The sequence below is a fragment of the Pelomonas caseinilytica genome, from assembly GCF_021353235.1.
Taxonomy (GTDB): domain Bacteria; phylum Pseudomonadota; class Gammaproteobacteria; order Burkholderiales; family Burkholderiaceae_C; genus Pelomonas; species Pelomonas caseinilytica.
This window is the reverse complement of sequence record NZ_JAJTWT010000003.1, coordinates 384,759-409,441: the sequence shown is the minus strand read 5'-3', so window position 1 is coordinate 409,441 and position 24,683 is coordinate 384,759. Positions and strand designations below refer to the sequence as shown.

Genomic DNA, 24,683 nt, shown 5'->3' with positions numbered 1-24,683 from the left:
GGCTAATCCTCGAAGGTGAAGTGGCGGGCCAGGGTCATCAGCGCCCACTCGAGCAGCAGCCCGACCGTGCCGATGACGAAGATGGCGATGAGGATGTGGGCGACGTTGAGGTTGTTCCACTCGTCCCAGACCCAGAAGCCGATGCCCACGCCGCCGGTCAGCATCTCGGCCGCGACGATGACGAGCCAGGCGGTGCCGACGCTCAGGCGCACGCCGGTCAGCACGTAGGGCAGCACGGCCGGCAGCAGGATGCGCGTGATGACGCGCCACTCGCTGAGCTTGAGCACGCGGGCGACGTTGAGGTAGTCCTCCGGCACGCGCTGCACGCCGACTGCCGTGTTCACGACCATGGGCCAGATGGAGCAGATGAAGATGGTCCAGATGGCCGCGGGGTTGGCGCTCTTGAACACCAGCAGCCCGATGGGCAGCCAGGCCAGCGGCGACACCGGCTTGAGCAGGGCGATCAGCGGCGACACCATGCGGCTGGCGAACTCGAAGCGTCCGACGATGAAGCCCAGGGGGATGCCCACCAGCGCCGCCAGGCCGAAGCCCATGCCCACGCGCGACAGCGAGTTCAGGATGTTCCAGCCTATGCCCTGGTCATTGGGACCGTTGCGGTAGAAGGGATCGGAGAACAGCTGGACGGCGGCGTCCCAGGTCTGGGCCGGCGTGGGAAAGCTGCCGCCCTTCTGCGTGGCCAGGGCCCACAGGCCGACCAGGAGGGCCAGGCTCAGCACGGGCGGCAGCACCCGCAGCGCGATGGCGCGGCCGTCGAAGATGCGGGGAGCCCGCCTGGCCGCGGGCCGGGGGGCGGCCGGCGTGTCGGCCGGGGCCGGGGGATGGCTGACGCTGAGCGGTGCAGCAGGGGTCGCGACGGTGTCGCGGGGCGAATGGAAGACGGCGGACACCATGGTTAGGCCTTGATCTTGAAGCTGTCGGCGTACTTGGCCGGGTCCTTGCCGTCCCAGACGACGCCATCGATGAGCTTGCTGGTGCGCAGGTCGCTCTTGGGGACGCTGATGCCCATGGCGCCGGCCACCTGCTTGTAGAGCGCCGTCTGGTTGACCTGTTTGGCGACGGCCAGGTAGTCGGGGTGGCTCTTGAGCAGACCCCAGCGCTTGTGCTGGGTGAGGAACCACATGCCGTCGGACAGGTAGGGGTAGTTCACGGCCCCGTCGTTGAAGAACTTCATGTGGTTGGGGTCGTCCCAGGTCTTGCCCAGGCCGTTCTGGTAGCGGCCGAGGATGCGCTGGTTGATGGCGTCGACGCCGGTGTTGATGTAGGACTTCTGCGCCACCGTCTCGGCCATCTTGAGCTTGTTGGACAGGCTGGCGTCGATCCAGCGGCTGGCCTCCAGCACGGCCATCATCACGGCGCGTGTGGTGTTGGGGTACTTCTTGACGAACTCGGCCGTCGTGCCGAGCACCTTCTCGGGATGGTCCTTCCAGATGTCCTGCGTGGTGTTCGCGGTGATGCCGATGCCGTCCATGATGGCGCGGTGGTTCCAGGGCTCGCCGACGCAGAAGCCGTCCATGTTGCCCACCCGCATGTTGGCCACCATCTGCGGCGGCGGCACGGTGATGAGCTTGGCGCCCGACAGCGGGTTGATGCCCGCGGCCGCCAGCCAGTAGTGCATCCACATCGCGTGGGTGCCGGTTGGGAAGGTGCCGGCGAAGGTGTATTCGCGCGGGTTGGCGGCCATGACCTTGGCCAGCGAGGGGCCGTCCACCGCGCCCTTGTCGGCCAGGGCCTTGGACAGGGTGATGGCCTGGCCGTTGTTGTTCAGGGCCATCAGCACGGCCATGTCCTTCTTGGGGCCGCCGATGCCGAGGTGCACGCCGTAGACCAGGCCGTAGAGCACGTGGGACATGTCCAGCTCGCCGTTGACGAGCTTGTCGCGCACGCCGGCCCAGGAGGCTTCCTTGCTGGGCACGATGCGCACGCCGTACTTCTTGTCGAAGCCCAGCACCGAGGCCATCACGACCGAGGCGCAATCGGTCAGCGGGATGAAGCCGATGCGCACTTCTTCCTTCTCGGGCTTGTCCGAGCCCTGGGCCCAGGCGCCGCCGGCGAGGGCCGAGAAGGGCAGCGCGGCGGCTGCGGCGAGCAGGCTGCGGCGCTGCGGGTGGGGCTTGACGTTCGAGTTGTCGCTGGCAGTCATCACGGGCTCCTGTGTCGTGCAGGGCGCAACGGCTTCGCAGCCACGCTCCGCCCGCGCTTCGCTTTGGAAGCGGGACGCAAAAGGAGAGGTCGGACGCCGTTGTCCCGAAGTGCCGGCCGATTCATCAGCCGGCCGGCCCGAGAGGCCTGCGCCATTGCAGGCCTCATCCCGTTTGAGCAGGTTGCGTGCCAGCTTTTTCCTGCGCCTGGCGAACCGGCTTCGCACGCGCTTGGCGCAGCGCTGCCGCTCGCCCGGGCGGTTTGCGCCGCGCCGGTGCGCTCGATCGCGGGCATCGTGGGCGTCTCCTGTGCAGGGCGCCCCAGTTCGGCGTTCAGCGCGGACGCAGCAGCTGGTCGGCGTCGATCAGGCGGGCCGCCACCGCCGCGAGCGTCTGGCCACCGTCCATGGCGAGCTGGCGCAGGCGCTGGAAGGCGGCCTCCTCGTCCAGGCCCTGCTCGCGCATCAGGATGCCGCGGGCCCGCTCCACGAGCTTGCGCTCGGCGAGCTGGGTCTGGGCCTGGCGCAGCTCGCGCTGCAGGGTCTGGTCATGCTCGAAACGGGCCAGGGCCAGCTGCAGCAGGGCGCCCAGGCGCTGGGGTGGCAGGCCGGCCAGCTGCAGGGTGCTGACGCCGGACTGCAGGGCCGCGCGCATCTGCTGCGGCGCCATCTGTTCGGCCACGAGAAGCACGGGCCTGGGCTGGCGCTCCAGGGCCTCGCCGAGCTGGGCCAGCATCCCGGGGGCAGGCTGGTCGCAGTCGATCAGCAGCAGCTCGGGCGCCAGGCGATCCAGCGCGGGGCCGAGGGCATCCGGCTGCGCGACGAGGTCGATGACGTCGACCAGCTGGCAGCGCAGGCGGATCAGCTCCAGGCGGATGACGGGGCTGCGGCGCTGGCCGGCGTCGGCCAGCAGCACGCGCAGGCCGGGAAGGGAGAGCGGCTGGGACGTGTTCATGCCCCAGGCCAGTGCAAGTCCCGTGCCTCAGGCCGGCTTGAGGGGCAGCAGCAGCTCGACCGGGCCGGCTCGCCCGGGCGCGGGGTCGGCCAGGTAGCGGGCGAAGGGCGGGCGCTGCGGGTGGGGCTCGCGCTGCTCCACGCGCAACCGCTGCATGGCCTGGTACCAGGCCAGCTCCAGGGCCTCGGGCGGGCCGTCGAAACGCAGCAGGTAGGCGGACTGGGCGGGCTGCTCATGGACGGCGAAGCCCTCGGGCAGGGCTGGCGCCGGCGCGCCGGCGGGCAGCTCGACGCCGACCCGTCCGTCCACCGTGCGCCGCTTGAGCTGCGTCCTGAGGTAGTGGACGACGGCCGGGCCATCGGCCGCCAGGCCGGCGGCCCGCAGCCGCTCGCGCATGCCGGCGATCTGGGCAGGCAGCTCGGTGGCCAGGGCATCCAGGCCGGCGCGCAGGGGCTGCTGGACGCACAGGCCGGCCGGCAGGGCCTGCACGCCCGCGTAGTCGAGGCGGTAGGCTGGCGGCGTGGCCTCCAGGACGGCGGCCAGGCGGTCCAGGCCGAAGCGCAGGTCCAGGGCCGTGGCGCCCTGCACCGTGGCCGCGAAGGCGCGCAGCGTGAAGGCCACGCGCCCCTTGAAGCGCCAGCTCACCCGCGTGCCGCCGGGGACCGGCTCGAACCGCCAGTCTGAGCGGCCCTTGAAGGCGAAGGGCAGCGCGAAGGCCATGCGCTGGCGCAGGGCCCCGGGCGCCGGCGGCTTCAGCGCCGTGACCCGTGCGCGGCCGACCTGCGGCACGTCCCAGGCGAGCTGGTCGCCATCGGCGGTGGCCGCACGGGGGTCACGGGCATGTTCCAGCCAGGGGTTCCAGGCCTGCCAGCGCGCCAGGTCGGCCACCTCGGCCCGTACCGCCTCGGGCGGCGCGGCGATGAAGCGCTCGGCCTCGGCCGCGACCCGGCCGCTGTAGCGGCCCAGGTAGACGAAGAGGGCCACGAGCATGAAGGCCAGCAGGAAGAACAGCGAACTCATGGCATCGGGCGGTGCGGATGGAAGAAAGCCCGGCCGGGGCCGGGCTTGGCTGCAGAGGCGCGGGCCTCAGAGCATATGCATCATCTGCGGCAGCACCAGCGTCAGCCACGGCCAGTAGGTGACGATGATGAGGAAGACGATCATCGTCAGCAGCCAGGGCATGACGGCCTTGGTGAGCTCGGTGATGCCGAGCTTGGAGATGCCCGAGGCCACGTAGAGGTTCAGGCCCACCGGCGGATGGCACAGGCCCACTTCCATGTTCACGTCGATCAGGATGCCGAAGTGCACCGGGTTCACGCCCAGCTGCATGGCGGCCGGGAAGAAGATGGGCGCCATGATCAGGATGATGGACGAGGGGTCCATGAAGTTGCCGGCGCCCAGCAGCACGAGGTTGACGACGAACAGGAAGCCGTGCTGGCCCAGGTTCATCGACAGCAGCCAGTCGGCCAGCTGGTGGGGCAGGTTCTCGTTGGTCAGCACGAAGGAGAACAGCACCGCGTTCGTGATGATGTAGAGCAGCATCGCGGACATGTTGGCCGAGTCCTTCAGCACCTTGGGCACGTCCGACAGCTTCAGGTCCTTGTAGACGAAGATGGCCACGAAGAAGGAGTACACCGCCGCCATGGCCGCCGCCTCGGTCGCCGTGAAGGCGCCCGACCAGATGCCGCCGACGATGATGACGACGAGCAGCAGGCCCCAGAAGCTCTTGCGGAAGGCCTGGAAGCGCGCGCCCCAGCCGGCGCGGGCCAGGCGCGGGTAGTTGTTCTTGCGGGCGATCCACCAGGTGACCGCCGCCAGCATCAGCGCCAGCAGGATGCCGGGCAGCAGGCCGGCGACGAACAGGGCGCCGATGGAGGTGTTGGTCGAGATGGCGTAGATGACCTTCGGGATCGACGGCAGCATCAGGATGCCGAGCGAGCCGGCGGTGATGATGACGCCCGCGCCGAAGCGCATCGGATAGCCGTGGGCCACCATGGCCGGCAGCACGATGGAGCCGATGGCGACCACGGTCGCGACCGAGGAGCCGCACACCAGGGCGAACATCGAGCAGGCCAGGATGGACGCCAGCGCCAGGCCGCCGTGGAAGTGGCCCACCATGCTGGTGGCGAAGTTGATCATCCGCCGCGCCACGCCGCCGTGCGTGAGGAAGTTGCCGGCCAGGATGAAGAAGGGCACGGCCATGATCTCCCACTTCTCGATGCCGGTGAACAGCTTGAGGGCGACCGATTCGATGGGCACCTGGGTCATCGTGACGATGAAGGCCATGACGGTGAGGCCCAGCGAGATGCTGATCGGCATGCCGGTCAGCATGAGGGCCAGCAGCAGGCTGAAGATGATGAGGGCGTTCATGGCTTGGCCTCCTCGACCTGCAGCGGGGCTTGTTCTTCGATGCCCTCGACGTGGGACTCGTCATGCTTGGGCAGTTCGCCCGTCTTCCAGAAAGAGACGCACACCTGGAGGAATCGGTAGCACATCAGGGCCGAGCCAAGCGGGATGGCGGAGTAGACCATCCATGTCGGCCACTCCAGGTCGGGCGTGGTCGGGCCTTCGAAGACGTCGTCGCGCGTCTGCCCGATCAGCTGCAGGAAGGCGTAGTGCGCGCCGTTGTCCCACACGAAGGTGCCGCCCATCACGGCGATGGTGCCGGTGAAGAAGGCGCCGGCCAGCAGGCCGAAGATGACGAAGCGGGCGCGGTTCTTGTCCGTCATGCGGTTGATGACGACGTCCACCCCGACGTGGATGCCCGTGCGCACCCCGTAGGCCGCGCCGAACTTGCACATCCACACGAAGAGGATGATGCACAGCTCCTGCGCCCAGCTCATGTGGACCTTGAGGGCGATGTCCTGGATGTAGGGCACGCCGGCCAGATAGCGATGCACGACGGCGACGAAGATCACCAGCGTCGCCGCGGCCATCAGGAAGGAGATCAGCCACTCCTCCAGATGGTTCAGCATTTTGTTGAACATGGGTTCCTCCGACCCGCGCCGGCGCCAGCCGGCGGGGAGTGATCAAGCGACTGCCGCGGAACTGGCTCCGCCAGGCCGCTGGCAGTGCCCCTCCAGGGGGCGCGCGAAGCGCGTACCGGGTGGTCTTTACTTCGGGGCGACGAAGCCGGCGGCCTTGTAGGCGGCCTCGATGGTGGCCTTGCCGACGCGGCCTTCCATTTCCTTGTGGACGGGCATCAGGGCCTTCTTCCACTCGTTGGTTTCGGCGGCAGTCGGCGTGTGGATGGTCACGCGGCCACTGGCCTTGATGCCTTCCAGCGCACGGCCGTTCTCGGTGCTGGCGATGGCGTTGGCGTAGACCGTCGCGTCCTTGATGGCGCCTTCCAGCTGGGTGCGGATGTCCGCCGGCAGGCCGTCCCAGAACTTCTTGTTGACGATGACCGCGTAGGCCAGGTGGCCGTGGTTGGACAGCGTCATGTGCTTCTGCACCTCGAAGATCTTCTGCGTGTAGAAGTTGCTCGGCACGCCTTCGGTGCCGTCCACCACGCCGGTCTGCAGTGCCTGGTAGAGCTCCGAGAAGGCCATGACCTGCGGGATGGCGCCGAGTGCGCGCATCTGGGCGTCCAGCACCTTGCTGGACTGGATGCGCATCTTCATGCCCTTGAAGTCCGCCACGTTGTGCAGCGGCTTGTTGGCGCTCATGATGTGGAAGCCGTTGTCCCAGTAGGCCAGGCCCTTGATGCCCTTGGGTTCCAGCTTCTTGAACAGATCCTGGCCGAGCTGCCCGTCGGTCACGGCGCGGAAGGCGTCGGTGTCCTTGAACAGGTAGGGCAGGTCGAAGACCTCGAATTCCTTGACGCCCAGCGGGCCGAACTTGGCCAGGGACGGGGCCAGCATCTGGACGGAGCCCAGCTGCAGGGCCTCCATCTCTTCCTTGTCCTTGTAGAGCTGGCTGTTCGGGTAGACCTCAACCTTGACGCGGCCGTTGGTGCGCTGCTCGGCCAGCTCCTTGAAACGCTGGGCGCCCTTGCCCTTGGGCGTGTCGGGCGCCACGACGTGGCTGAACTTGATGACGATGGGCGCTTGCGCCTGAGCGGCGAAAGGCAGGGCGGCCAGGGTGGCCACGGCGGCGGCGGATGCGAGGACGAGACGGCGCAGGGCCATGGTTTGTCTCCGAATGATTGGAATGGCCGCATTCTTCCGACCCGCCCCGTGCGGGGGTAGTTGTGGAGTTCCACATTTCGCGCAGCCCCGGGTCTTCTTAGACTGCCGGCATGACGAAGCTGCGCGAGCTGATCCTGAGAAGCCTCTGGCTGGCGCCCCTGGGGTTATCCCTGGTTTTCGTGCTGGGTGTGCTGGCCTGGGTGCGTGCCAACGAGGCCGACGAGCAGGACCAGCAGCGCCAGACCCTCATCTCCGACGCCCTCAGCACCGAGGCCCAGCTGCGCGACCGCATCGACGAGGAGCAGGCCCACCTGCGCCAGCTGGCCGACGGCCTGGCCGGCCAGGCGCCCAGCATCGCCACGCTGGCCGCCCACCCCGAGGTCAACGCCGGCCTGCGGCGGCTGTGGCAGTCCGTCACCTGGCTGGACGCCCGCAACCGCGTGCTGGCCGAGGTGCCGGAGGACGCCGAGTCGGCCCACTCCGACGACGGCCTGTCCCTGCACCTGACGGCGCGCGTCGCGCCGGACGGCGTCCTCGTCGTGCGCTATGCGCCGGCCCTGATGCTCAAGCGCGGCGTGCCCTGGTGGCTGGCGCGCAAGTACGACGTGCAGCTCGTGGACAGCGCCGACCAGGTCATCGCCTCCACCACCGAGTCGCCGCTGCGCGCCGCCCAGGGGCCGCGGCCCAGCTACCGCGTGTCGCTGACGGGCCCGTTGCGCGCCAGCCCGCTGGCCCAGGCGACGCTGACGGACGCCGCCGTCGAGCTGACGCTGCGCGACCCGGCCACCAACGGCACCCGGCCGCTGACCTGGGTGCTGGTGGCCGGCTTCCTGCCGCTCATCGCGGTGGCGAGCTGGCTGATCCGCCGGCAGATGCGCCAGGTACAGCGGGCCGAGGTGGCTGGGCGCACCGAGGCCGCCTGGCGCCGCGCGATGGAGGACTCGGCCCTCGTCGCACTGCGTGCGCGCGACTTCGACGGTCGGCTGCTCTACGTCAACCGCACCTTCTGCGACATGGTCGGCCTGCCCGCCGAGCAGCTCGTCGGCCTGCTGCCGCCCATGCCCTACTGGCCGCCCGACGCCCTGGCCGAGGTGGCCGAGCGCAACCGTCGCAACCTCGCCGGCCAGGCGCCCCGAGAAGGCTACGAGGCGCGCTGGCGGCACAGCTCCGGCCGCATGCTCGACGTGATGGTGTTCGAGTCGCCCCTCGTGGATGCCGGCGGGCGCCAGATCGGCTGGATGGGCAGCATCATCGACATCACAGAGCGCCGGCGGCTGGAAGAGCGCGAGCGCCGCCAGGTCGAGACCCTGGCCCACAACGCACGGCTGACCATGCTCGGCGAGGTGGCCTCGACGCTGGCCCACGAACTCAACCAGCCGTTGACCGCCATCGCCAGCTACGGCGCCGGCATCACCAACTCCCTGGCCAAGCTCGGCGTGCAGGACGAACTCGTCTGCGGCGCCCTGCAGCGGCTGGGCCAGCAGGCCGCGCACGCGGGCCGCATCGTCGCGCGCATCCGCGAGTTCCTGACGCGCCGCGAACCCCGCCACGAGCCCTGCGACCTCAACGAGGTCATCAGCGCCGCCCTGGACCTGCTGCGCCGCGACTGCCAGCGCCGCGGCGTGGCGCTGGAGCTCTCGCTCGCGCCCGGCGTGCCGTCGGTGCTGGCCGACGCCGTGCTCATCGAGCAGGTCGTCATCAACCTCGTGCGCAACGCGGCCGACGCCCTGCAGGCCCGCGACGGCACGCGCCGCATCGCCGTCAGCAGCCGGGTCGTCGGCGACTTCGTCCGCATCGACGCGCAGGACAACGGCCCCGGCCTCGGCGGGCGCCGCGTCGAGCAGCTGTGCGCGCCCTTCTATTCCACCAAGGCCGACGGCATGGGCATGGGCCTGGCCATCTGCCGCTCCATCGTCGAGGCCCACCAGGGCGTGCTCGATGCCAGCGAGGCGCCGGGCGGCGGCGCGCTGTTCTCCTTCAGCCTGCCCCTCAGCCGGGAGGAGGCCACCCATGCCTGATGGCACCGTACACCTCGTCGACGACGACACCGGCGTGCGCGACGCCCTCGCCTTCCTGCTGCGCTCGCGCGGCCTGGCCGTGCGCGCCTTCGACGGCGGCCCGGCCCTGCTCGCGGCCCTCGACGCCGAGCCGCCGCCGCGCGGCGTCTTCCTGCTCGACGTGCGCATGGAGCCCATGACCGGCACGCGGCTGCACGACGAGCTGCTGGCCCGGCAGCTGAAGAACCCGGTGCTCTTCCTCACCGGGCATGGCGACATCCCCATGGTCGTGGAAGCACTGAAGAAGGGCGCCTTCGACTTCCTCGAGAAGCCCTACAGCGACAACGCCCTGGCCGACCGCATCGAGCAGGCCATGGCGGTGGACGCGGCCATGCAGGCCGAGGGCGCCCAGGCCGCCGAGCGCGCGGCCCGGCTGGCCAGCCTCACGGAGCGCGAGCACGAGGTCATGACCCGCGTGGCCGCAGGCAAGCTCAACAAGGTCATCGCCGACGAACTGCACGTCTCGGTGCGCACGGTCGAGGTCCACCGCGCCCGCGTCTTCGCCAAGCTCGGCGTGCGCTCGGCCGCCGAGGTGGCGACGCTGATCGCCGGCCGCTGAAGCCCCCCACGAATCGCAGCCCCGCAAACATGGGGTGGGTGGGCGGTTGTCCTCGCACCGCACTGGCAGCATGCAGCTGCGTACAAGAACAACCACCCGGGAGACACCATGCGCCCCTTTGCCCTTGCCGCGCTGCTGCTGGCCGCCGCCCTCGGGCCGGCCTCGGCCGCCGTCGTGACCTTCGACAGCTACCAGCCGCGCTACGACTACTCGGCCGTGACCATCGAGACCGAGGGCTTCGCGTTCTCGGCCCCCTGCCAGCAATGCATGGGCGTGGAGGACCGGGTGCCGGAAGACCTTGGCGGCAACCCGCTGCCGGGCGCCTTCAACGGCACGCCCTACCTGCTTTACAGCGTCGATCCCCTGGGCATCACGGCGGTGGGCGGCACGGCCTTCTACCTCGACCGGCTCGACCTCGGCCAGAGCTGGTACGTCCCGGACGCCGAGGTCGGCTCGCCGGTCACCGTGTCCTACGTGCTCGCCGGCGGCGGCAGCGGCAGCCGCCAGGCCGTGCTGGGCCGCAGCTTCACCACCGTCGTCGTCGGCGAGGAGGTGCTGAGCGTCAGCATCAGCGGCGGGCGCGGCTTCGGCTACGTCGCGCTGGACAACCTCGTCGTCAACGACCTGCCCGAGCCGGCCTCGGCGCCCCTGGCCCTGGGCGCGCTGCTCTGCGCCGGCCTGGCCACGTGCCGCCGCCGGTCCTAACGGGGCAGATACAGGCGGTCCGAGTAGGTCGCCAGCCAGCCGGGCCGGAAGGCGACGAACACCGCCGTGAGCATGCCCGTGATGATGGCGTCGCCCCAGGCCGTCAGCCAGCGACCCAGCAACAGCGCGTCGCTGCCCAACCCCACCGGCCCGCCGTTGACGGCCAGCGCCAGGGCACCGGCGAGGCTGTCCGCGGCCAGCGTGGCGAAGAAGCCCCGAACCAGGATGTAGACCATCAGGTGGCCCGGCAGCCAGCGTCGCGCCGCGGCGCCGAAGCCCACCGTCAGCGTGGCCGGCGCCAGGCCCAGCCACAGCGCGCGCTGCGCGGCCTCGTCCCAGCCGAGCAGCCCCAGCGCCGCCGCCCCGATGGCCGCCGCGGCCATGCCCAGCACGGCCAGCGGCCAGCCGGCCATCAGCACCAGCAGGCAGGCGCCGGGCAGCGGCTGCACCAGGGCCGAATGCGCCAGTCGGTCGGCGCTCCACAGCAGCGGCAGCATCGCGCACCAGGCCAGCCAGGGCCAGGGCGGCCCCTCGGGCGGCAGCATCCGCCAGGGCCGCAGCCACAGCGCCACGCCCAGCGCGGCGCCCAGCAGGGCATCGACCATCCAGTCCATGGCCGCCATTGTCGCCAGGGTCGTCAGGCGCCACGACGAGGCATGCGGCCCAAAAGCGGCGCGCGGTACGCGCGGTTACGGCCCGCTCCTGGGGCAGGATGCCGCTCGATGACAGCGTTGGAAGCTGGCATGGGGTTTGCACTAGGGATGCTGCCGAGGCGACTGGCCTCGGGGAACCCAAGGAGTACCCACGATGAATACCTTCAACACCATGCGCCCGCTCACGCTGCTGGCCGCATTGCTGGCTTCGATGACGCTGGTGACCCCGGCGATCGCGCTCGAGCCCACCGTGCCCAACCACGACCGGTCCCTGATGAGGGAGGCCCAGGGCGAATACCTGCTCGACGACGGCCGCTCCGTCAAGGTCAGCGTGGGCTCGCGCCGCCTGGCCGTCAGCGTGGACGAGTCCCCCGCCGAGCAGTGGCGCGCCCAGAACACCGAGCTGTTGATCAGCCCTGACGGCATGCGCCGCCTGCGCCTGATCCGCAACGTGGACGGCAGCGTCGACCGCATCGCCTTCGAGACCGACCGCGTGCGGTGACCTCCGCTGACCGCGTGATCGAGCGGGCCGCCGCGCAGGCAGCGACGGCGCCCAAGGGTTCGGCGAGCGCCGGCCGCCGCGTTCAGCGGCGCGGCTCGCCGTCCATCCAGGCCGCGCGGATCTCGCGCCCGCAGTCCACCGACGCGACGGCCGGCTTCTCCTGCCCGTCGCCGCCGAGCACGCCGTTGCGCTGCTCGCGCGCGACGATGCCGTACAGCCGCCGGTCCGCGCTGATCCACGGGTAGAAGCCGAAGGCGCCGGGGCTGCTGAAGGCACCGTCGCCCACCTGCGGGTCGTCCTCGACCCAGTGGCCCAGGCTGTAGTGCCAGCTCTCGTTGCCGGGGATGGGCGTCTTCACCGCCTCGTTGGGGCAGACCTGCGGATTCGTGCAGACGGCCTGCGAGCCCAGCAGCCGGCCCAGCTGCAGCCGGCCGTCCAGCAGCCCGCGCAGGAAGCGGCTGTACTCCGCGGCGCTCGTCACGCCGCCGCCGGCCGGCATGGCCTGGCTGTAGCTCAGCCGCCAGTCGTCGCCCAGGGCCGGCGCCAGCGCCTGCTTGACCGCCAATGCCAGGCCGTCGGGGCCGAGCGAGCCCAGGCCCATCAGCACGGCGTGCTGCTGCATGTGGCCGCCGTTGTAGTCGAAGCGGTTCTCCGTGGCGGGGTTCTTGCGGCCGCGGCCGTTGATGAGGCTGTCCTGGCAGGCGGCGACGGACTGGTCGCGCCGGCAGACGTGGTAGTAGGTGTAGCCCGACTGGAAGTGCAGGAACTTCACGTCCTCGGCCGTCAGCTGGCCCTGCCGGCGCTCGGCGACGAAGGCCCCGTACAGCCACTTGGATGCGGACGCGATGGCCATCTCGGTGCGGCGCTCGGGCCCGCCTTCGCCGGCCTTGCCGCCGGCCAGCGGCTGGGTGGCATTGCCGATCTCCCAGTAGAAGGGTTGGGCGGCCACGCAGGCGGCCGACTTCTCGGCCGTCAGCCGCGCGGCGGTGGCGCGCTGCAGCGGCGAGGGGTCGGCCTGGGCCAGCAGCGGCAAGGCGGTCAGCAGGGCAAGGGTCGGGCGGCGCATGCGGGGCTCCGGAGTGAAGGTGCCGGCCATGCTGCCCGCGCGGGCCGGCACAAAGGTTGCCGGCGGCGTTGCATGGCTTGCACGGCCTGACGGCCGCCGCGTCTTGCAACGGTTTGTCATCGTTTTCCGGCGCGGCGCCGCGGCGCACCGTCCCTAACATCGCGCATGGCCCGCATCCTGATCGCCGACGACGAAGCCGAGCTGCGCGGCCTGCTGCAGCGCTACCTGACCGAACAGGGGCATGGCGTGCGCGCCGTACCGGATGCCGCCGCCGCCGCCCAGCTGCTGGCCCGCGAGCGCTTCGACGTGCTGGTGCTCGACCTGATGATGCCCGGCGAGGACGGCCTGTCCCTGTGCCGGCGACTGCGGGGTCAGGGCGAGACCATCCCCATCCTGATGCTGACGGCGCGCGGCGATCTCGTCGATCGTGTGCTCGGCCTGGAGATGGGGGCCGACGACTACCTCGCCAAGCCCTTCGCGCCGCGCGAGCTGCTCGCGCGCATCCAGGCCATGGTGCGCCGCCAGCAGCAGCTCGGTGCCCACCTTGGGCCGGCCGGCGAGGCGGCGGTCAGCTTCGGCCCCTTCACCCTGTATCCCAGCCAGCGCCGGCTGGAGCGCCATGGCGTGGAGGTGGAGATCAGCACCGTCGAGTTCCAGCTGCTGCGCGCGCTGGCCAGCCAGCCCAACCGGCCGCTGGGCCGCGAGAAGCTGCTGGCCCTGGCGCATGGCGACGAGCACGGCGTCAGCGACCGCAGTCTGGACGTGCAGGTCATGCGGCTGCGCCGCCTCATCGAGGCCGACCCGGGCGCCCCGCGCCACATCCAGACCGTGTGGGGCCTCGGCTACGTGTTCATTCCCGAGCCCGACGCGCGATGAAGGCCTCGCTCTTCCCTGGCACGCTGTTCAGCCGCAACCTGTGGCTCATCGTGGCCCTGATCGTCGTCGGCCAGGTCATCAACGCCCTCGCCTACGGGCAGTTCATCGCCAAGCCGCGGCTGCGGCAGTCGGCGGAAGCCACGGCGCGCAGCCTGCAGGCCGTCGCCGAAGGCGTGAGCCTGCTGCCCGAAGCCCAACGCGCGGGCTTCGTCGCCCGCTTCAATGCCCGCGCGTCGTCGGGGCCGGATGACAGGCGGCGCGAGCGCACGACGTTGCTGGAGCGCGGCTTCCTCGCCGAACTGGCGGCCGAGCTCGGCCTGCCGGCCGAGCAGCTGGCCTGGCGCCGCGAGCCCAACGGCCTGCTCGCCGTGCGCCTGCCGGAGCTGCAGTTCTGGCTGGTCGTGCCCTCGGTGCAGCCGGCGCACCGCTTCGCGCGCACCTGGATCATCGCCAGCGCCGTCAGCGGCGCGCTCGCGCTGCTGGGCGCCTGGCTCATCCAGCGCCGCATCAACCGGCCGTTGGCCCGCCTCGTCGAGGCGACCCGCGCCCTCGGCCAGGGCCGGCGCCGCGTCGTGCTGCCGACCGACGGCCCGGCGGAGACGGCCGAGCTGGCGCGCGCCTTCAACGACATGGCCGAGACCCTGGCCCGCGACGAGGAGGAACGCCTGCTGATGCTGGCCGGCCTGTCGCACGACCTGCGCACGCCGCTGGCCAAGATCCGCCTGGCCAGCGAGCTGCTGCGCGACGCCGGCCAGGGCGACACCGAGCTGCTCGACACCCTGGACCGCAGCCTGCACGGGCTGGACGGGCTGCTGACCCAGTTCCTCGACTACGCCCGCGCCTCGCACCCGGCCGAGCAGGCCCAGCCGGCCGTCGACATCGAGCTGCGCGCCTTCCTGGCGGAAACGCTGGCGCTGGCGCCCGGGCTGCCGCAGCCGGTGCTGGCCGACGGCCCGGCTGTGCATCTGCGCGTCCGCCGCGAGGCCTTGCGCCGGCTCGTCCTCAACCTGGTGGGCAATGCCCAGCACCACGGCGCCCCGCCCATCGAGGTGGCCTGCGGCGAGGCTGGCGGCCAGGCCTGGCTGGAAGTGCGCGACCGCGGCCCCGGCATCCCCACCGAGCGCGTGGAGGCGCTCAAGCGCCCCTTCCAGCGCGGCGACGCGGCGCGCGGCGGCGCCCCGGGCTCGGGCCTGGGCTTGGCCATCGTCGAGCGCATCGCACGGGCCGAGGGCGCGACGCTGGCGCTGTTGCCGCGCGAAGGCGGCGGCTTGGTGGCGCGCGTCAGCTGGGGTGGCTGAAGACCTGGATCAGGGCGTGGCGATGTTCACGACGACATTGCCCGTCGACGTCTGGCCGAGGTTGTCCTTCAAGGTGACGACGAGGGTGGTCTTGCCCGCCACCGGCTTGGGCCAGCTGAGGGCGATGCCGCCGCCGACGGCCGAGAAGCCCATGCCGCTGGCCGCGCCGCTGATGGTGATGGACAGCGAGCTGGCGCCCGGCGCCTTGTAGCCGATGGTGGCGCTCAGGGCCTTGCCGGCGGTGCCGCTGAGGCTGGAGGTCGTCAGCTGCGGCCCGCTGGTGGCCGTGACGGTGGTCGTGCCGCTGGGGGCGGCCGCGGTGGCGCCGCCGAGCGTGGTCAGCAGCGTCATGGCGTTGGGCGTGCCCCAGCCAGTGGGGGTGTCGTAGCCGGTCTTGGCGATGCAGGTGGCGCAACTGCCGTTGCTGCCGCTGGCCACGTCCTTGAAGGCGGTGGCGTACTGCGTGGGCACCGCGCCGACCTGCTGGTAGAGCACCGTGTTGGGCTGGCCCAGCGCGGCCTTGCCGCCGGCCGCGCGCATGGCGTTGGCAACGGCGATCAGGCCGGCCCACTGCGGCGTGGCCAGGCTGGTGCCGCCGGCGCTGACCCAGCGTGTCGCCGTCGTGCCCGGGGCCAGCAGGGCCACGTACTGGCCGGTGTTGGGGTCGGCGTTGAAGGCCACGTCGGCCACGGCGCGGCGTGCATAGCCGCCGATGCTGCCGCCCTGGTAGCTCGGCAGGGCGGTGTAGGCGCTGACGCCGCCGCCGGTGCCGCTCCAGGTCGTCTCGCTGCGCGCGCCGCTGCCGCCGTAGCTCAGCGTCGTGCCGCCCACGGCCAGCACCTTGCTGGAAACCGAGGGCCAGGACACCGCCGCGCCGTTGTCGCCGGTGGCGGCCACATAGCTCATGCCGGCGGCGCCGAACATGCCGTCATAACTCGACGTCCAGCTGCCCTCGGCCGCACCGAAGCTCATGGACACGACGCCCGCACCCATGCGGTTGGCCAGGGCGACGGCGTTGGACAGGCTGGACACGCCGGCGTCCGGCGCCTCGATCAGCACCAGGCGGGCCAGCGGCGCGGTGGCGTGGGCCCATTGCACGTCGAGGGCGATCTCGGTGGCCCAGCCGCTGTCATAGGCGGGCGCCGTCGAAGTCAGGTTGGCGCCGCTGCTGTAGGCCACGACCAGTTCGCAGGACGTGGCCGAGGCGGCGGCCAACGGCAGCGCCGTGCCGGCCGCGAGGGTGCGCGAGCTGCAGCCGGGCAGGCCGAACTTGGCGTTGAAGGTGGCCAGCTCGGCGGCGACGTTGGGGTCGTGCCGGGCGTTGACGAGGTAGATGGTCTGGCCCGCGCCGAGCTGGGCGGCCTGGGCGGCGGTGAGGCCGGTGGTGCTGGCCGGCAGGGTGGGCATCGCGTAGGCGGCGCGAATCTGGGCCGGCGTGTAGGTGGTGACGGTGGTCGTCGTCGCCAGCGGCGAGGCCTCGCCGGCGGTGCCGGACAGGGCACGCGGGCGCAGGACCTCGTCCAGGCCGTCGAGCGTCAGGCCGCGGGTGGCCACGCCGGCGGCGGCGATGGCGCGGTGGGGTGCGGCGCCACCGTCGGGCTCGCCGAGGTCGGCGGCGGCCATGTGGAAGCTGGGCTGGGCCTCGATGCCGGCGGCGGGGTCGTCGGCCGCCAGGTCCACGCTCAGCGAGACGGTGGTGGGCGTATCGGCGGCCTGGGCCGGAGCCGGGCCTTCGCTGCCGCCGCCGCTGCTGCCGCCACCACCGCAGGCACTCAGCGCCGCGGCCGTGAGGAGTTGGAGGGTCCAGATCAGGCTGGGGCTGAGGCGGTGATTGCGCATGGCCGGCGACTTGCGATGAAGCGAGGGCCACGCGTGACGGAACCGTCAGGTTCCGGCGGCCCCGCTGCCATGGCACCGCGGTGCGACAGGCCGGAAGCTTTGCGTCCCCGCCTTTCGACGGGTTTGCCCTCAGGTTGAACGACGGCGCCAGTCTAGGCACGCGGCCGATGGGCGGTGCGGCGGCACCGGCCGGCGGGCGTGACTTGTGCCGCGGGTCGGCCCGCGACGTGGCCCGCCGCTGCGGGTCAAGGCGGCGGCTGCACCAGCACCCAGACGCGGAAACGCGTGCCGATGCCCGGCTGGGACTCCACCTCGATCCGGCCACCATGCTTCTGCACGATCGAGAAGGACAGGGACAGACCCAGGCCCGTGCCCTTGCCGACCGGCTTGGTCGTGAAGAAGGGCTCGAAGATGCGCCGCCTCACCTCTTCCGTCATGCCGGTGCCCGTGTCGGCCACTTCGATGCAGACCCAGTCGCCCTCGGCGCGGCTGGCCAGGGTGATGGTGCCGCGCTCCGGGATGGCGTGGGCGGCGTTGACGATGAGGTTCATGAACACCTGGTTCAACTGCGCGGCGATGCAGCGCACCGGCGGCAGGACGCCATAGTCCTTGCGCACCTCCGCCTTGTACTTGACCTCGTTCATGACGACGTTGAGCGTGGAGTCCAGGCCGGCATTGAGGTCGGCGTCCTGCCAGTCGGCATGGTCCACGCGGGAGAAGTCCTTGAGGTCCTGCACGATCTTCTTCACGCGCGACAGGCCCTCCTCGCTCTCGTCGAGCAGCTGGGGCAGGTCTTCCTCGACGTAGCCGAGGTCGACGGCGGCGTCCACTCGCGCCAGCTCGGCCGCGAGCGCGGCGGGCAGTTGCTGAGGCGGCGTCTTCCTGAGCAGGGCCAGCAGCCCGAAGACGGGCTCGACATAGCCCCGCAGCGAGCCGAGGTTGGAGCTGACGAAGCCGATGGGGTTGTTGATCTCGTGGGCGACCCCAGCCGCGAGCTGGCCGATGGAGGCCATCTTCTCGGCCTGCAGGAGCTGGTTCTGGGCCTCCTCCAGCCGCGTGTTGGTGTGCTTGATGCGCTCGTAGTTGAGCTCGAGTTCCCGCTGCACGCGGCGCACCTCGGTGCGGTCCTGCAGCAGCCACCAGGTGCCCGCCGTGGGCTCCGCCGGGTTGGCCACGTAGGCGATGATCTGCACCCACAGCGTGTTGCCGGCGAGGGTGCACACCTCCATCTCGTGCAGCAGCGAGCCGCCCTCCGACAGCACAGGATAGGCGACGCGCCCCAGGGCGTCGAAGTCCTCGTCGCTCTTGAAGAGCGAGCGCGTCGGCAGGCCATGGGGCGAGACGCCGCCGAGCTCGAACATCTCCGCGAACTTCTTGTTGCCGCGCATCACGCGGTTGTTGGCCGTCGCGATGATGCCCACCGAGGCGTTCTCCAGGAAGGCCTCGAGCTCGTGGTGGGTGCTCAGCAGCTCGGCCGTGCGGTCGGCGACCAGGTTCTCGAGTTCGCCGCGGTGGCGGCGCAGTTCGTCCTCGGCCTGGCGCCTGCGGGTGACGTCCTGCAGGGTCTCGATGGCGCCGACGACCTCGCCGTGCGCGTCGACCAGCGGTGCCGCCGTGAAGAACAGCCAGCGCCCCTCGCGGCCGAAATTGGGGAAGTAGGCCTCGACTTCGTAGGCATTGGCGACGTGCTGCGACGGGTTGCAGCGCTTGCCATAGAGGCGCTCTCGCTCCTGCTCGATGGTGCCCTCGAGGATGAGGTCGGCCAGCAGCGGCCGGGCCTCGGAATAGAAGGCGCGCCAAGTGTCGTTCCGGCCGAGCATGTCCGAAGCCTCCCGGCCGGTGAGCTGCGTACAGGCGGCGTTCCAGTGCGTGACCCGGTGGGCCTTGTCGATGACGAGGGTCGCGACCGGACTGTTCTCCAGGATCTGGTAGAGCACCCGGCCGACGTTGATCAGGCTGGTCTGGACGTGCCGGATGTCGCTGAGGTCCTGGCCGGTGAGCACGGCCCGCGCCTGCCCCTCGTGCACGACGCGCTGGGCCTTGATCTCCAGCACGCGCCGCGCGCCGCTGCCGGTCAGCGCCTCGATCTCGATGGCCGGCAGCTCGCCCTCCTCGGCGAGGCAGCGCTCGCCGTAGCGCCGCAGCACGTCGGCGAAGTCCTCGGCCGCCCAGCCATGGGGCGGCATTGCGCCGAGCGCGGCCTCGTCGTAGCCGAGCAGCCGCTGCATCGCGGCGTTCGCGAACAGGATGCGGGCCGCGTCGTGGACCAGCGTCGGCGCGCTGACCGCCTCCAGCGCCGAGCGGAACGACTCGGCCAGCTCGCTCACAGCTTCACCTCGCCGGGGTCTTCGAGGATGAAGGAGCCGTCGCTGCCCCACTTGACGTGGGTGATGCCGGGCTCCAGCCGCTCCAGCCGGCGCAGCTCGGCCTCCTGCGCGCTGAGCACGCCCATCTGCTGGCGCACCTGGTCGGCCAGCCGCTGGTTCTCCAGCGTCAGTTCGCGGATGCGCAGCACCTGGCGGACGGTGCTGAGCAGGTCGAAGTCGGTCCAGGGCTTGGAGATGAAGCGGCTGATCTCTGCCTCGTTGATCGCGCTGACCAGGGCGTTGATGTCGGCATAGCCGGACAGGATGATGCGTCCGCACTCGGGCTGGATGCGGCGCAGCTCGCTGAGGAATTCCACGCCGGTCATGCCCGGCATGCGATGGTCCGAGATGGCGAGCGCGAAGCTGCATTCGCGCGCCATGGCCAGGGCCGGCGCCGCTTCGTTGAAGCACTCGACCGCGTAGCGCTGCCCGGCCGCGTCCTTGAGACCGTTGCGCAGCACGCGCTGCAGGGCGCTGAGGATGTGGGGTTCGTCGTCGACGATCAGGATGCGCTCGCTCATGGCAGGTCCTCCGCACTCAGGGTTGGCCGCCTTCGGGCAGCTTCACGAAGATGTCGAGCTTGACGCCCTCGCGGTTGCCGAAGTCGCGCAGTTGCTTCACGACCCGGGCGTCGAAGACGAAGCCGGCGGCCAGCAGCAAGGTGCCCTGGGGCGACAGCAGGTCGCGCGACAGCACCATGCCCGGCATGACCTCATGGGCGGCGAGCGGCCGGTCGTGCGGCTTCTCGGTGGGCTCGTCCCCGAGGGCCAGCTCGAAGGCCTCGACGACGCTGGCCTCGTAGCGCGTGCCGGCGCCGCCGCGGATCAGCGACTGGGCCTCGGCCGGCGCGTAGCGCTTGAGCGAGAGCCGGCCCGACTGCGCCGCGTAGAAGTCGCTGGCCACGCTGAGGATCTGCGCGCCCAGCGGCACCTCCTCGCCGGAGAGCCCGTCGGGAAAGCCCTTGCCGTCGATGCGTTCGTGGTGGGAGCGCACGTAGCGGGCGACGCGCTGCAGCTGGGCCAGGGGTAGCAGGGCCGCCTCGCCGTTGAGGGTGTGGCGGCGGTACAGCGCCAGCTCGTCGCTGGCCATGGCGGACAGCGGTTTGCGCAGCATGGCGTCGGGGAAGCCGATCTTGCCGACCTCGTGCAGCAGGCCGGCGATGTAGACGTCCTGCTCGAGCATCGCGCCGCCGTCGAGCCGGCGCGCGATGCGCCGCGCCAGGTCGGCCACGACGCGCGAATAGCCGGCCAGGCCACTGGAGCGCAGCTCCACCAGGCCCGAGAAGACGTCGATGGACAGCAGGAAGTTCTGCTGCAGCTGGGCGAATGAGGTCTGCAGCATCGCGTTGACCTGCTCCAGCTCGCTGGTGCGCGCCTTGACGCGCGCAGCGAGGTCCGCATTGAGGGCCTGGAGCTCGTCGTTCTGCTGGCGCGTGAGCTGCAGCAGGGCACGGTTCTCCTGCTCCAGCCGGCGGCGTTCCAGGCCGTCCTGAACGCACATCAGCAGCTCGCGGTCCTCCCAGGGCTTGGCGATGTAGCGGTGGATCTGGCCGCGGTTGATGGCCGCGACGGTGGAGCCGATGTCGGCATAACCCGTCAACAGCACGCGCCCCACGGTGGGCCAGCGTTCGCACACCTGTTCCAGCAGCGCCGCGCCGTCCATCTCGGGCATGCGCATGTCGGACACCACCAGGTCGACGGGCTCGGTCTCGAGGATCGCCAGCGCCGACCGGCCGCTCTCCGCCAGCAGCACGCGGTAGCCCTGGGGACGGAACAGCCGCCGCAGCGCACTGAGGATGGAAGGTTCGTCGTCGACGAACAGGACGACCGCAGGCTCGCTCGCGTCAGGATGCATCGCATCGCTCCCTTCGGCGGGCGCTCGCGGCACCCGCCCTGGCGCGGTGGCGACAACGGGCGCCTACCGCTCGATGGAGAGTTTAGGCAGGACGCGCGCCGCCGGGGTGTCGAGTTTTTGGCGAATGTCCGCAGCTTCGCCGGCACCGACGGGTGCCGGCGGCCGGATCAGGCGGGAGAGATCTCCACCGCCACGCCGCTGAGCACGGCGTTGCCGCTGAGCGGATCGCGCTCGGCATCGTCCAGCAGCGCGTTCAGGTTGACGCCGGGCCGCTCGCGTGCCACGCCGAGCTGCACGCCGTCCAGGTCGTGCCCCCAGCCGTGGGGCAGGCTGACGACGCCTGGGCTCATGTCGGCGCTGCGCTCCACGCGCGCGACCAGCTCGCCCACGGCGCTGCGGATGCGGGCGTACTCCGCCAGACCGAGGCGTTCGGCATCGCCGGGATTGACCAGCAGGGTGCAGCGCTCCGGCCCCTTGGCCAGCACCGGCAGGTTGTGCATCCAGCTGTTGCCCGAGCGGGTGTCGCGCCGGCCGATGAGGCTGAAGGCCGGCGCGGGCTGGGCCTTCACCTCGGCCAGGTCGGCCAGGATGGACGACGGCGCGAGCTCGACCCTGCCGCTGGGCGTGCGCAGCACTTCGGGGATGCGGGGCGTGAGCGCGCCGAGGTCGATGCCGCCGTCTTCCACCGTGCTGGCCGCCTTGACCTTGGCGAGGGTGAGGCCGTCGGGCTTGCGGCCGAACTGGTCGCCATAGGGCCCGACTCGCAATTGCAGGTCGATGAGGCGCTCCGGTCCGCGCCAGGGTTCGAGGGCCGCCAGCACCGCGGGAGTGGCGTCGCCTGCGAAGCGCCGCACGTCGGCCTCGATGGCTTCGTCGTCCAGCCTCTGCACGTCCACGCCCAGGCCCCGGCCTTCGAGCAGGGCGCACAGCCGCAGGATGGTCTGCCATTCCTGCGGCGTGCCGGGCGCCGCGTCGAAGACCGGCCCCGAGAAGCGGGCATGGTTGCGATGGCTGAGCTGGGGGAAGGCCACGTCGAAGTGCAGGTCCTCCAGCGGCGACAGGCCCGGCAGGATGACGTCGGCATGTCGTGTCGTCTCGTTGACGTAGATGTCCAGGCTCAGCATGAAGTCCAGGCCTTCGAGGGCGCGGGCGATGCGCGGGCCGCCGGGCGCCGACAGCACCGGATTGCTGGCCACCGTGATCAGCGCCTTGACCTGGCCCGGTCCCGGCGTGTCCATTTCCTCGGCCATGACGGTGATGGGCAGCTCGCCGAAGACCTCGGGCGCGCCGGAGACGCGGCTGCGACGCCGGCCGGTGGTGACGCCCTTGCCGCTGCCCGGCCGGCCCTGGGTGTTGGCGGCGAAGGCCGCGGCCTTGGCGAACATCGCGCCGCCTTCGCGGTCGAGGTTGCCGGTCAGCACGTTGATGAGGTCGACGAGCCAGGAATTGACGGTGCCGAAGCGGGTCGTGCAGGTGCCGATGCGGCCGTAGACGGCGGCATGCGGCGCGGCGGCCAGCTCGCGGGCGATGCGGCGCTGCGTCTCGGCCGCGATGCCGCAGCCGGCGGCGGTGGCTTCGGGCGCGAAGCGGGCGACGGCGGCGCGGGCGTCGTCCAGGCCGTTGACATGCTCGGCCAGGCGCCCGAGCTTCACGAGGCCCTCGTCGAACAGCGTGTGCGCGATGCCGGCCAGCAGCAGGGCGTCACCGCCGGGGCGGATGGCCAGGTGCTCGTCGGCCGCCGCGGCCGTCTCGCTGCGTCGCGGGTCGACGACGACGATGCGCCCGCCGCGGGCGCGCATGGCCTTGGCCTTGCCGCGGTAGTCCGGCACCGTCCACAGGCTGCCGTTGCTGACCATGGGGTTGCCGCCGAGGATGAGGAGGTAGTCGCAGCGCTCGATGTCGGGCAGCGGGATGCTCAGCCAGTGGCCGAACATCAGGCCGGCGCTGAGCTGCTTGGGCATCTGGTCGAGCGTGGAGGCGCTGAACACGTTGGGGGTGTTCAGGGCGCGCACGAGGCGCGGCGTGTAGGCCAGCAGGCTGACCTTGTGGGCGGCGGGGTTGCCGATGCTCAGGGCCACGGCCTCGGGCCCGTGCTCGCGCCGCAGCGGCAGCAGGCGCCGCTCGATCTCGGCGAAGGCCTCGTCCCAGGTGGCAGGCACAAAGCGGCCGTCGCGCTTGATCAGGGGCGTGCGCAGGCGGTCGGGGTCTTCGTGCAGGTCCTTCAGGGACACGCCCTTGGGGCAGAGGTAGCCGTGGCTGAAGACGTCGTTGTCGGCGCCGCGGATGGCGATCACCCGGCCGCCGTCGGTCTTGACCTCCAGCCCGCAACAGGCTTCGCACAAGGGGCAGATGCGGTAATGGCTTTCGGGCACGGCGGTCTCCTGGCGCTCTTCGGGAGAGCCAGCTTAGCGTCGCCACCCGGGGCGGGCCCGTCGCCGAGGCGACGGCACCGCCCGACCGGCCCGTCAGCCGTCGCCGCCGCCGAGTTCGGCCATGGCCTGTTTCCAGCGGGCCACGCCGGCTTCGCCCAGGCCGTCCACGCCGCCGATCAGCGTCTCGTGGATGGGCCCGATGCCGACGAAGCCGAGCACGTTGCGCTCCAGCGAGCGCACCGAATGGGCGCGGAAGATCCAGCGGTAGACCAGGGCGGGCATGCCCATGGTGACGACGACGTGGGCGGAGCGCCCGCCCAGCAACTTGCGGCCCAGCGGGTTGCCTTCGACGTACTCGAAGGCGAAGCCGGGTCGCGCCACCTGCTCCAGGAAGCCCTTGAGCAGGGCCGGCATGTCGCCCAGCCACAGCGGGAAGAAGAAGACGAGGTGGTCGGCCCAGCGGATGGTGTCCTGCGCCGGCCGCAGCGAGGGCGGCACCTCGCCTTCATGCCAGTCCTTGGGCGAGCGCAACAGCGGGAAGTCGAGCCGGGCCACGTCGACGACGCGGACCTCGCGACCCGCCTTGATCGCGCCCTCGGTGTAGGCGTCGGCCAGGGCATGGCAGAGATGGCCGCCGGCGGGGTCGGGATGGGCCTGGATGATGGCGATGCGGTCGGGCATGGCGTGCTCCTCGAACTTGTCCATGCTCGGCGCGGCAGCCGGCGGGGGCCTTGATGTCGGTCAACGGAATGGTGCGTCAGGCCGGGGTCTTTTGATTCGGTGTTCGGTTGCTTTTGCATCGAGCCTTTACAGCTTGGTGCGTTTGTTGTGGGGTGCTTTTGCCTCGAGCCTTTCGACTCGGCGCTTTGTGTTGTTGGTTGCTTTTGCTTCGAGCCTTTCGACTCGGTGCACCGCCGCGGGAATCCGCCCCGCGAGGGCGGGTAACTTTCTTCTGTCGCGCCAGAAGAAAGTCACCAAAGAAGAGGCGCTCTAAACCCAGCGCCCTAGTGCGTTGAACGCCAAGAAGCGCCTCGAGGCGACCCGCTTCGCTCTCGCTGCTGTCCCTATCCCGAGCACCACAAATCGGACCTTCACGCCGGTTAACGCCGGCTGCACGCCGGGCTCACCAATGAAGGCACCACATGCGCCGACGCGCCGCCCGAGCGGCGCTTGCATTCAACTCGTGAGTTCGGCGTGCAGCCGACGTTAGGCGCACGGACGGTGGAGGCGTCGGGCTCGTCACAAGGACAGCAGCGAGAGCGAAGCGGGTCGCTTGTAGGCCGGGCTGAGACT

21 protein-coding genes and 1 riboswitch are annotated in these 24,683 nt (G+C 71.0%); of the genes, 6 read left to right on the top strand and 15 right to left on the bottom strand.

Annotation, left to right across the window (positions count from 1 at the left end):
• Positions 1-2: 2 nt before the first annotated feature.
• From ntrB to LXT12_RS09100, 7 genes are all read right to left on the bottom strand, one after another.
• Positions 3-911, bottom strand: coding sequence for a nitrate ABC transporter permease (gene ntrB, locus LXT12_RS09130; protein ID WP_233391316.1), 909 nt, complete (start codon positions 909-911; stop codon positions 3-5).
• A 2-nt stretch (positions 912-913) separates the two neighbouring features.
• On the bottom strand, positions 914-2,161 hold the full coding sequence (locus LXT12_RS09125) for a CmpA/NrtA family ABC transporter substrate-binding protein (protein WP_233391313.1): 1,248 nt from the start codon (positions 2,159-2,161) through the stop codon (positions 914-916).
• A gap of 331 nt (positions 2,162-2,492) precedes the next feature.
• Positions 2,493-3,113 (bottom strand): ANTAR domain-containing response regulator, encoded by a 621-nt coding sequence (locus LXT12_RS09120; protein WP_233391312.1) that lies wholly within the window; start codon positions 3,111-3,113, stop codon positions 2,493-2,495.
• A 27-nt stretch (positions 3,114-3,140) separates the two neighbouring features.
• On the bottom strand, positions 3,141-4,133 hold the full coding sequence (locus tag LXT12_RS09115) for an SRPBCC family protein (RefSeq protein ID WP_233391310.1): 993 nt from the start codon (positions 4,131-4,133) through the stop codon (positions 3,141-3,143).
• Between the two features lie 66 nt (positions 4,134-4,199).
• On the bottom strand, positions 4,200-5,483 hold the full coding sequence (locus tag LXT12_RS09110) for a TRAP transporter large permease (protein WP_233391309.1): 1,284 nt from the start codon (positions 5,481-5,483) through the stop codon (positions 4,200-4,202).
• Positions 5,480-6,100, bottom strand: coding sequence for a TRAP transporter small permease (locus LXT12_RS09105; RefSeq protein ID WP_233391308.1), 621 nt, complete (start codon positions 6,098-6,100; stop codon positions 5,480-5,482). Before LXT12_RS09105 ends, LXT12_RS09110 begins: the two co-directional genes overlap by 4 nt.
• A 126-nt stretch (positions 6,101-6,226) precedes the next feature.
• Positions 6,227-7,243 carry a TRAP transporter substrate-binding protein gene (locus tag LXT12_RS09100; RefSeq protein ID WP_233391307.1) on the bottom strand — a complete coding sequence of 339 codons (1,017 nt, stop codon included), beginning with the start codon at positions 7,241-7,243 and terminating at the stop codon, positions 6,227-6,229.
• A 110-nt stretch (positions 7,244-7,353) separates the two neighbouring features.
• Between LXT12_RS09100 and LXT12_RS09095 the strand changes: the two genes are divergently transcribed.
• The 3 genes from LXT12_RS09095 to LXT12_RS09085 all read left to right on the top strand — a co-directional run bounded on the left by LXT12_RS09095 (position 7,354) and on the right by LXT12_RS09085 (position 10,564).
• On the top strand, positions 7,354-9,261 hold the full coding sequence (locus tag LXT12_RS09095) for a sensor histidine kinase (protein ID WP_233391306.1): 1,908 nt from the start codon (positions 7,354-7,356) through the stop codon (positions 9,259-9,261).
• On the top strand, positions 9,254-9,859 hold the full coding sequence (locus LXT12_RS09090) for a response regulator transcription factor (RefSeq protein WP_233391304.1): 606 nt from the start codon (positions 9,254-9,256) through the stop codon (positions 9,857-9,859). The genes LXT12_RS09095 and LXT12_RS09090 overlap by 8 nt, the downstream gene beginning before the upstream one ends.
• A 108-nt stretch (positions 9,860-9,967) precedes the next feature.
• On the top strand, positions 9,968-10,564 hold the full coding sequence (locus tag LXT12_RS09085) for a hypothetical protein (RefSeq protein ID WP_233391302.1): 597 nt from the start codon (positions 9,968-9,970) through the stop codon (positions 10,562-10,564).
• On the opposite strand, the gene LXT12_RS09080 is transcribed toward LXT12_RS09085, so the two are convergent.
• Complete coding sequence (locus tag LXT12_RS09080) at positions 10,561-11,178, bottom strand: hypothetical protein (protein WP_233391300.1); 618 nt, start codon at positions 11,176-11,178, stop codon at positions 10,561-10,563. The two genes, LXT12_RS09085 and LXT12_RS09080, sit on opposite strands and share 4 nt — an antisense overlap.
• 193 nt (positions 11,179-11,371) lie before the next feature.
• Between LXT12_RS09080 and LXT12_RS09075 the strand changes: the two genes are divergently transcribed.
• Positions 11,372-11,719 carry a hypothetical protein gene (locus LXT12_RS09075; RefSeq protein ID WP_233391298.1) on the top strand — a complete coding sequence of 116 codons (348 nt, stop codon included), beginning with the start codon at positions 11,372-11,374 and terminating at the stop codon, positions 11,717-11,719.
• Between the two features lie 82 nt (positions 11,720-11,801).
• On the opposite strand, the gene LXT12_RS09070 is transcribed toward LXT12_RS09075, so the two are convergent.
• The gene (locus LXT12_RS09070) at positions 11,802-12,785 is read right to left on the bottom strand and encodes a serine hydrolase domain-containing protein (RefSeq protein ID WP_233391297.1); all 984 of its coding nucleotides are present in this window, start codon (positions 12,783-12,785) and stop codon (positions 11,802-11,804) included.
• 165 nt (positions 12,786-12,950) lie between these two features.
• On the opposite strand from LXT12_RS09070, the gene LXT12_RS09065 reads away from it, so the two are divergent.
• On the top strand, positions 12,951-13,661 hold the full coding sequence (locus LXT12_RS09065) for a response regulator (RefSeq protein WP_233391296.1): 711 nt from the start codon (positions 12,951-12,953) through the stop codon (positions 13,659-13,661).
• Positions 13,658-14,959: an ATP-binding protein gene (locus tag LXT12_RS09060; RefSeq protein ID WP_233391295.1), complete on the top strand. Its 1,302-nt coding sequence runs from the start codon at positions 13,658-13,660 to the stop codon at positions 14,957-14,959. The genes LXT12_RS09065 and LXT12_RS09060 overlap by 4 nt, the downstream gene beginning before the upstream one ends.
• A 9-nt stretch (positions 14,960-14,968) precedes the next feature.
• Here LXT12_RS09060 and LXT12_RS26910 read toward each other — a convergent pair whose 3' ends face one another.
• The 6 genes from LXT12_RS26910 to LXT12_RS09030 form a co-directional block, all read right to left on the bottom strand.
• The gene (locus tag LXT12_RS26910) at positions 14,969-16,798 is read right to left on the bottom strand and encodes a S53 family peptidase (protein ID WP_304622760.1); all 1,830 of its coding nucleotides are present in this window, start codon (positions 16,796-16,798) and stop codon (positions 14,969-14,971) included.
• Positions 16,799-16,849: 51 nt separating this feature from the next.
• Positions 16,850-16,936, bottom strand: a riboswitch (cyclic di-GMP riboswitch).
• 107 nt (positions 16,937-17,043) lie between these two features.
• The gene (locus LXT12_RS09050; protein ID WP_233391294.1) at positions 17,044-19,125 is read right to left on the bottom strand and encodes an ATP-binding protein; all 2,082 of its coding nucleotides are present in this window, start codon (positions 19,123-19,125) and stop codon (positions 17,044-17,046) included.
• Positions 19,122-19,685, bottom strand: a complete 564-nt coding sequence (locus LXT12_RS09045; RefSeq protein WP_233391293.1) for a response regulator — start codon at positions 19,683-19,685, stop codon at positions 19,122-19,124. The genes LXT12_RS09050 and LXT12_RS09045 overlap by 4 nt, the downstream gene beginning before the upstream one ends.
• Positions 19,686-19,701: 16 nt before the next feature.
• A complete protein-coding gene (nosR, locus tag LXT12_RS09040; RefSeq protein WP_233391292.1) occupies positions 19,702-21,018 on the bottom strand; it encodes a response regulator c-di-GMP phosphodiesterase, NosR family in 1,317 nt (438 codons plus the stop codon).
• 167 nt (positions 21,019-21,185) lie between these two features.
• A complete protein-coding gene (locus LXT12_RS09035) occupies positions 21,186-23,390 on the bottom strand; it encodes a molybdopterin-dependent oxidoreductase (protein ID WP_233391291.1) in 2,205 nt (734 codons plus the stop codon).
• A gap of 93 nt (positions 23,391-23,483) precedes the next feature.
• Positions 23,484-24,095 (bottom strand): NAD(P)H-dependent oxidoreductase, encoded by a 612-nt coding sequence (locus tag LXT12_RS09030; protein WP_233391289.1) that lies wholly within the window; start codon positions 24,093-24,095, stop codon positions 23,484-23,486.
• Between the last annotated feature and the right edge of the window lie 588 nt (positions 24,096-24,683).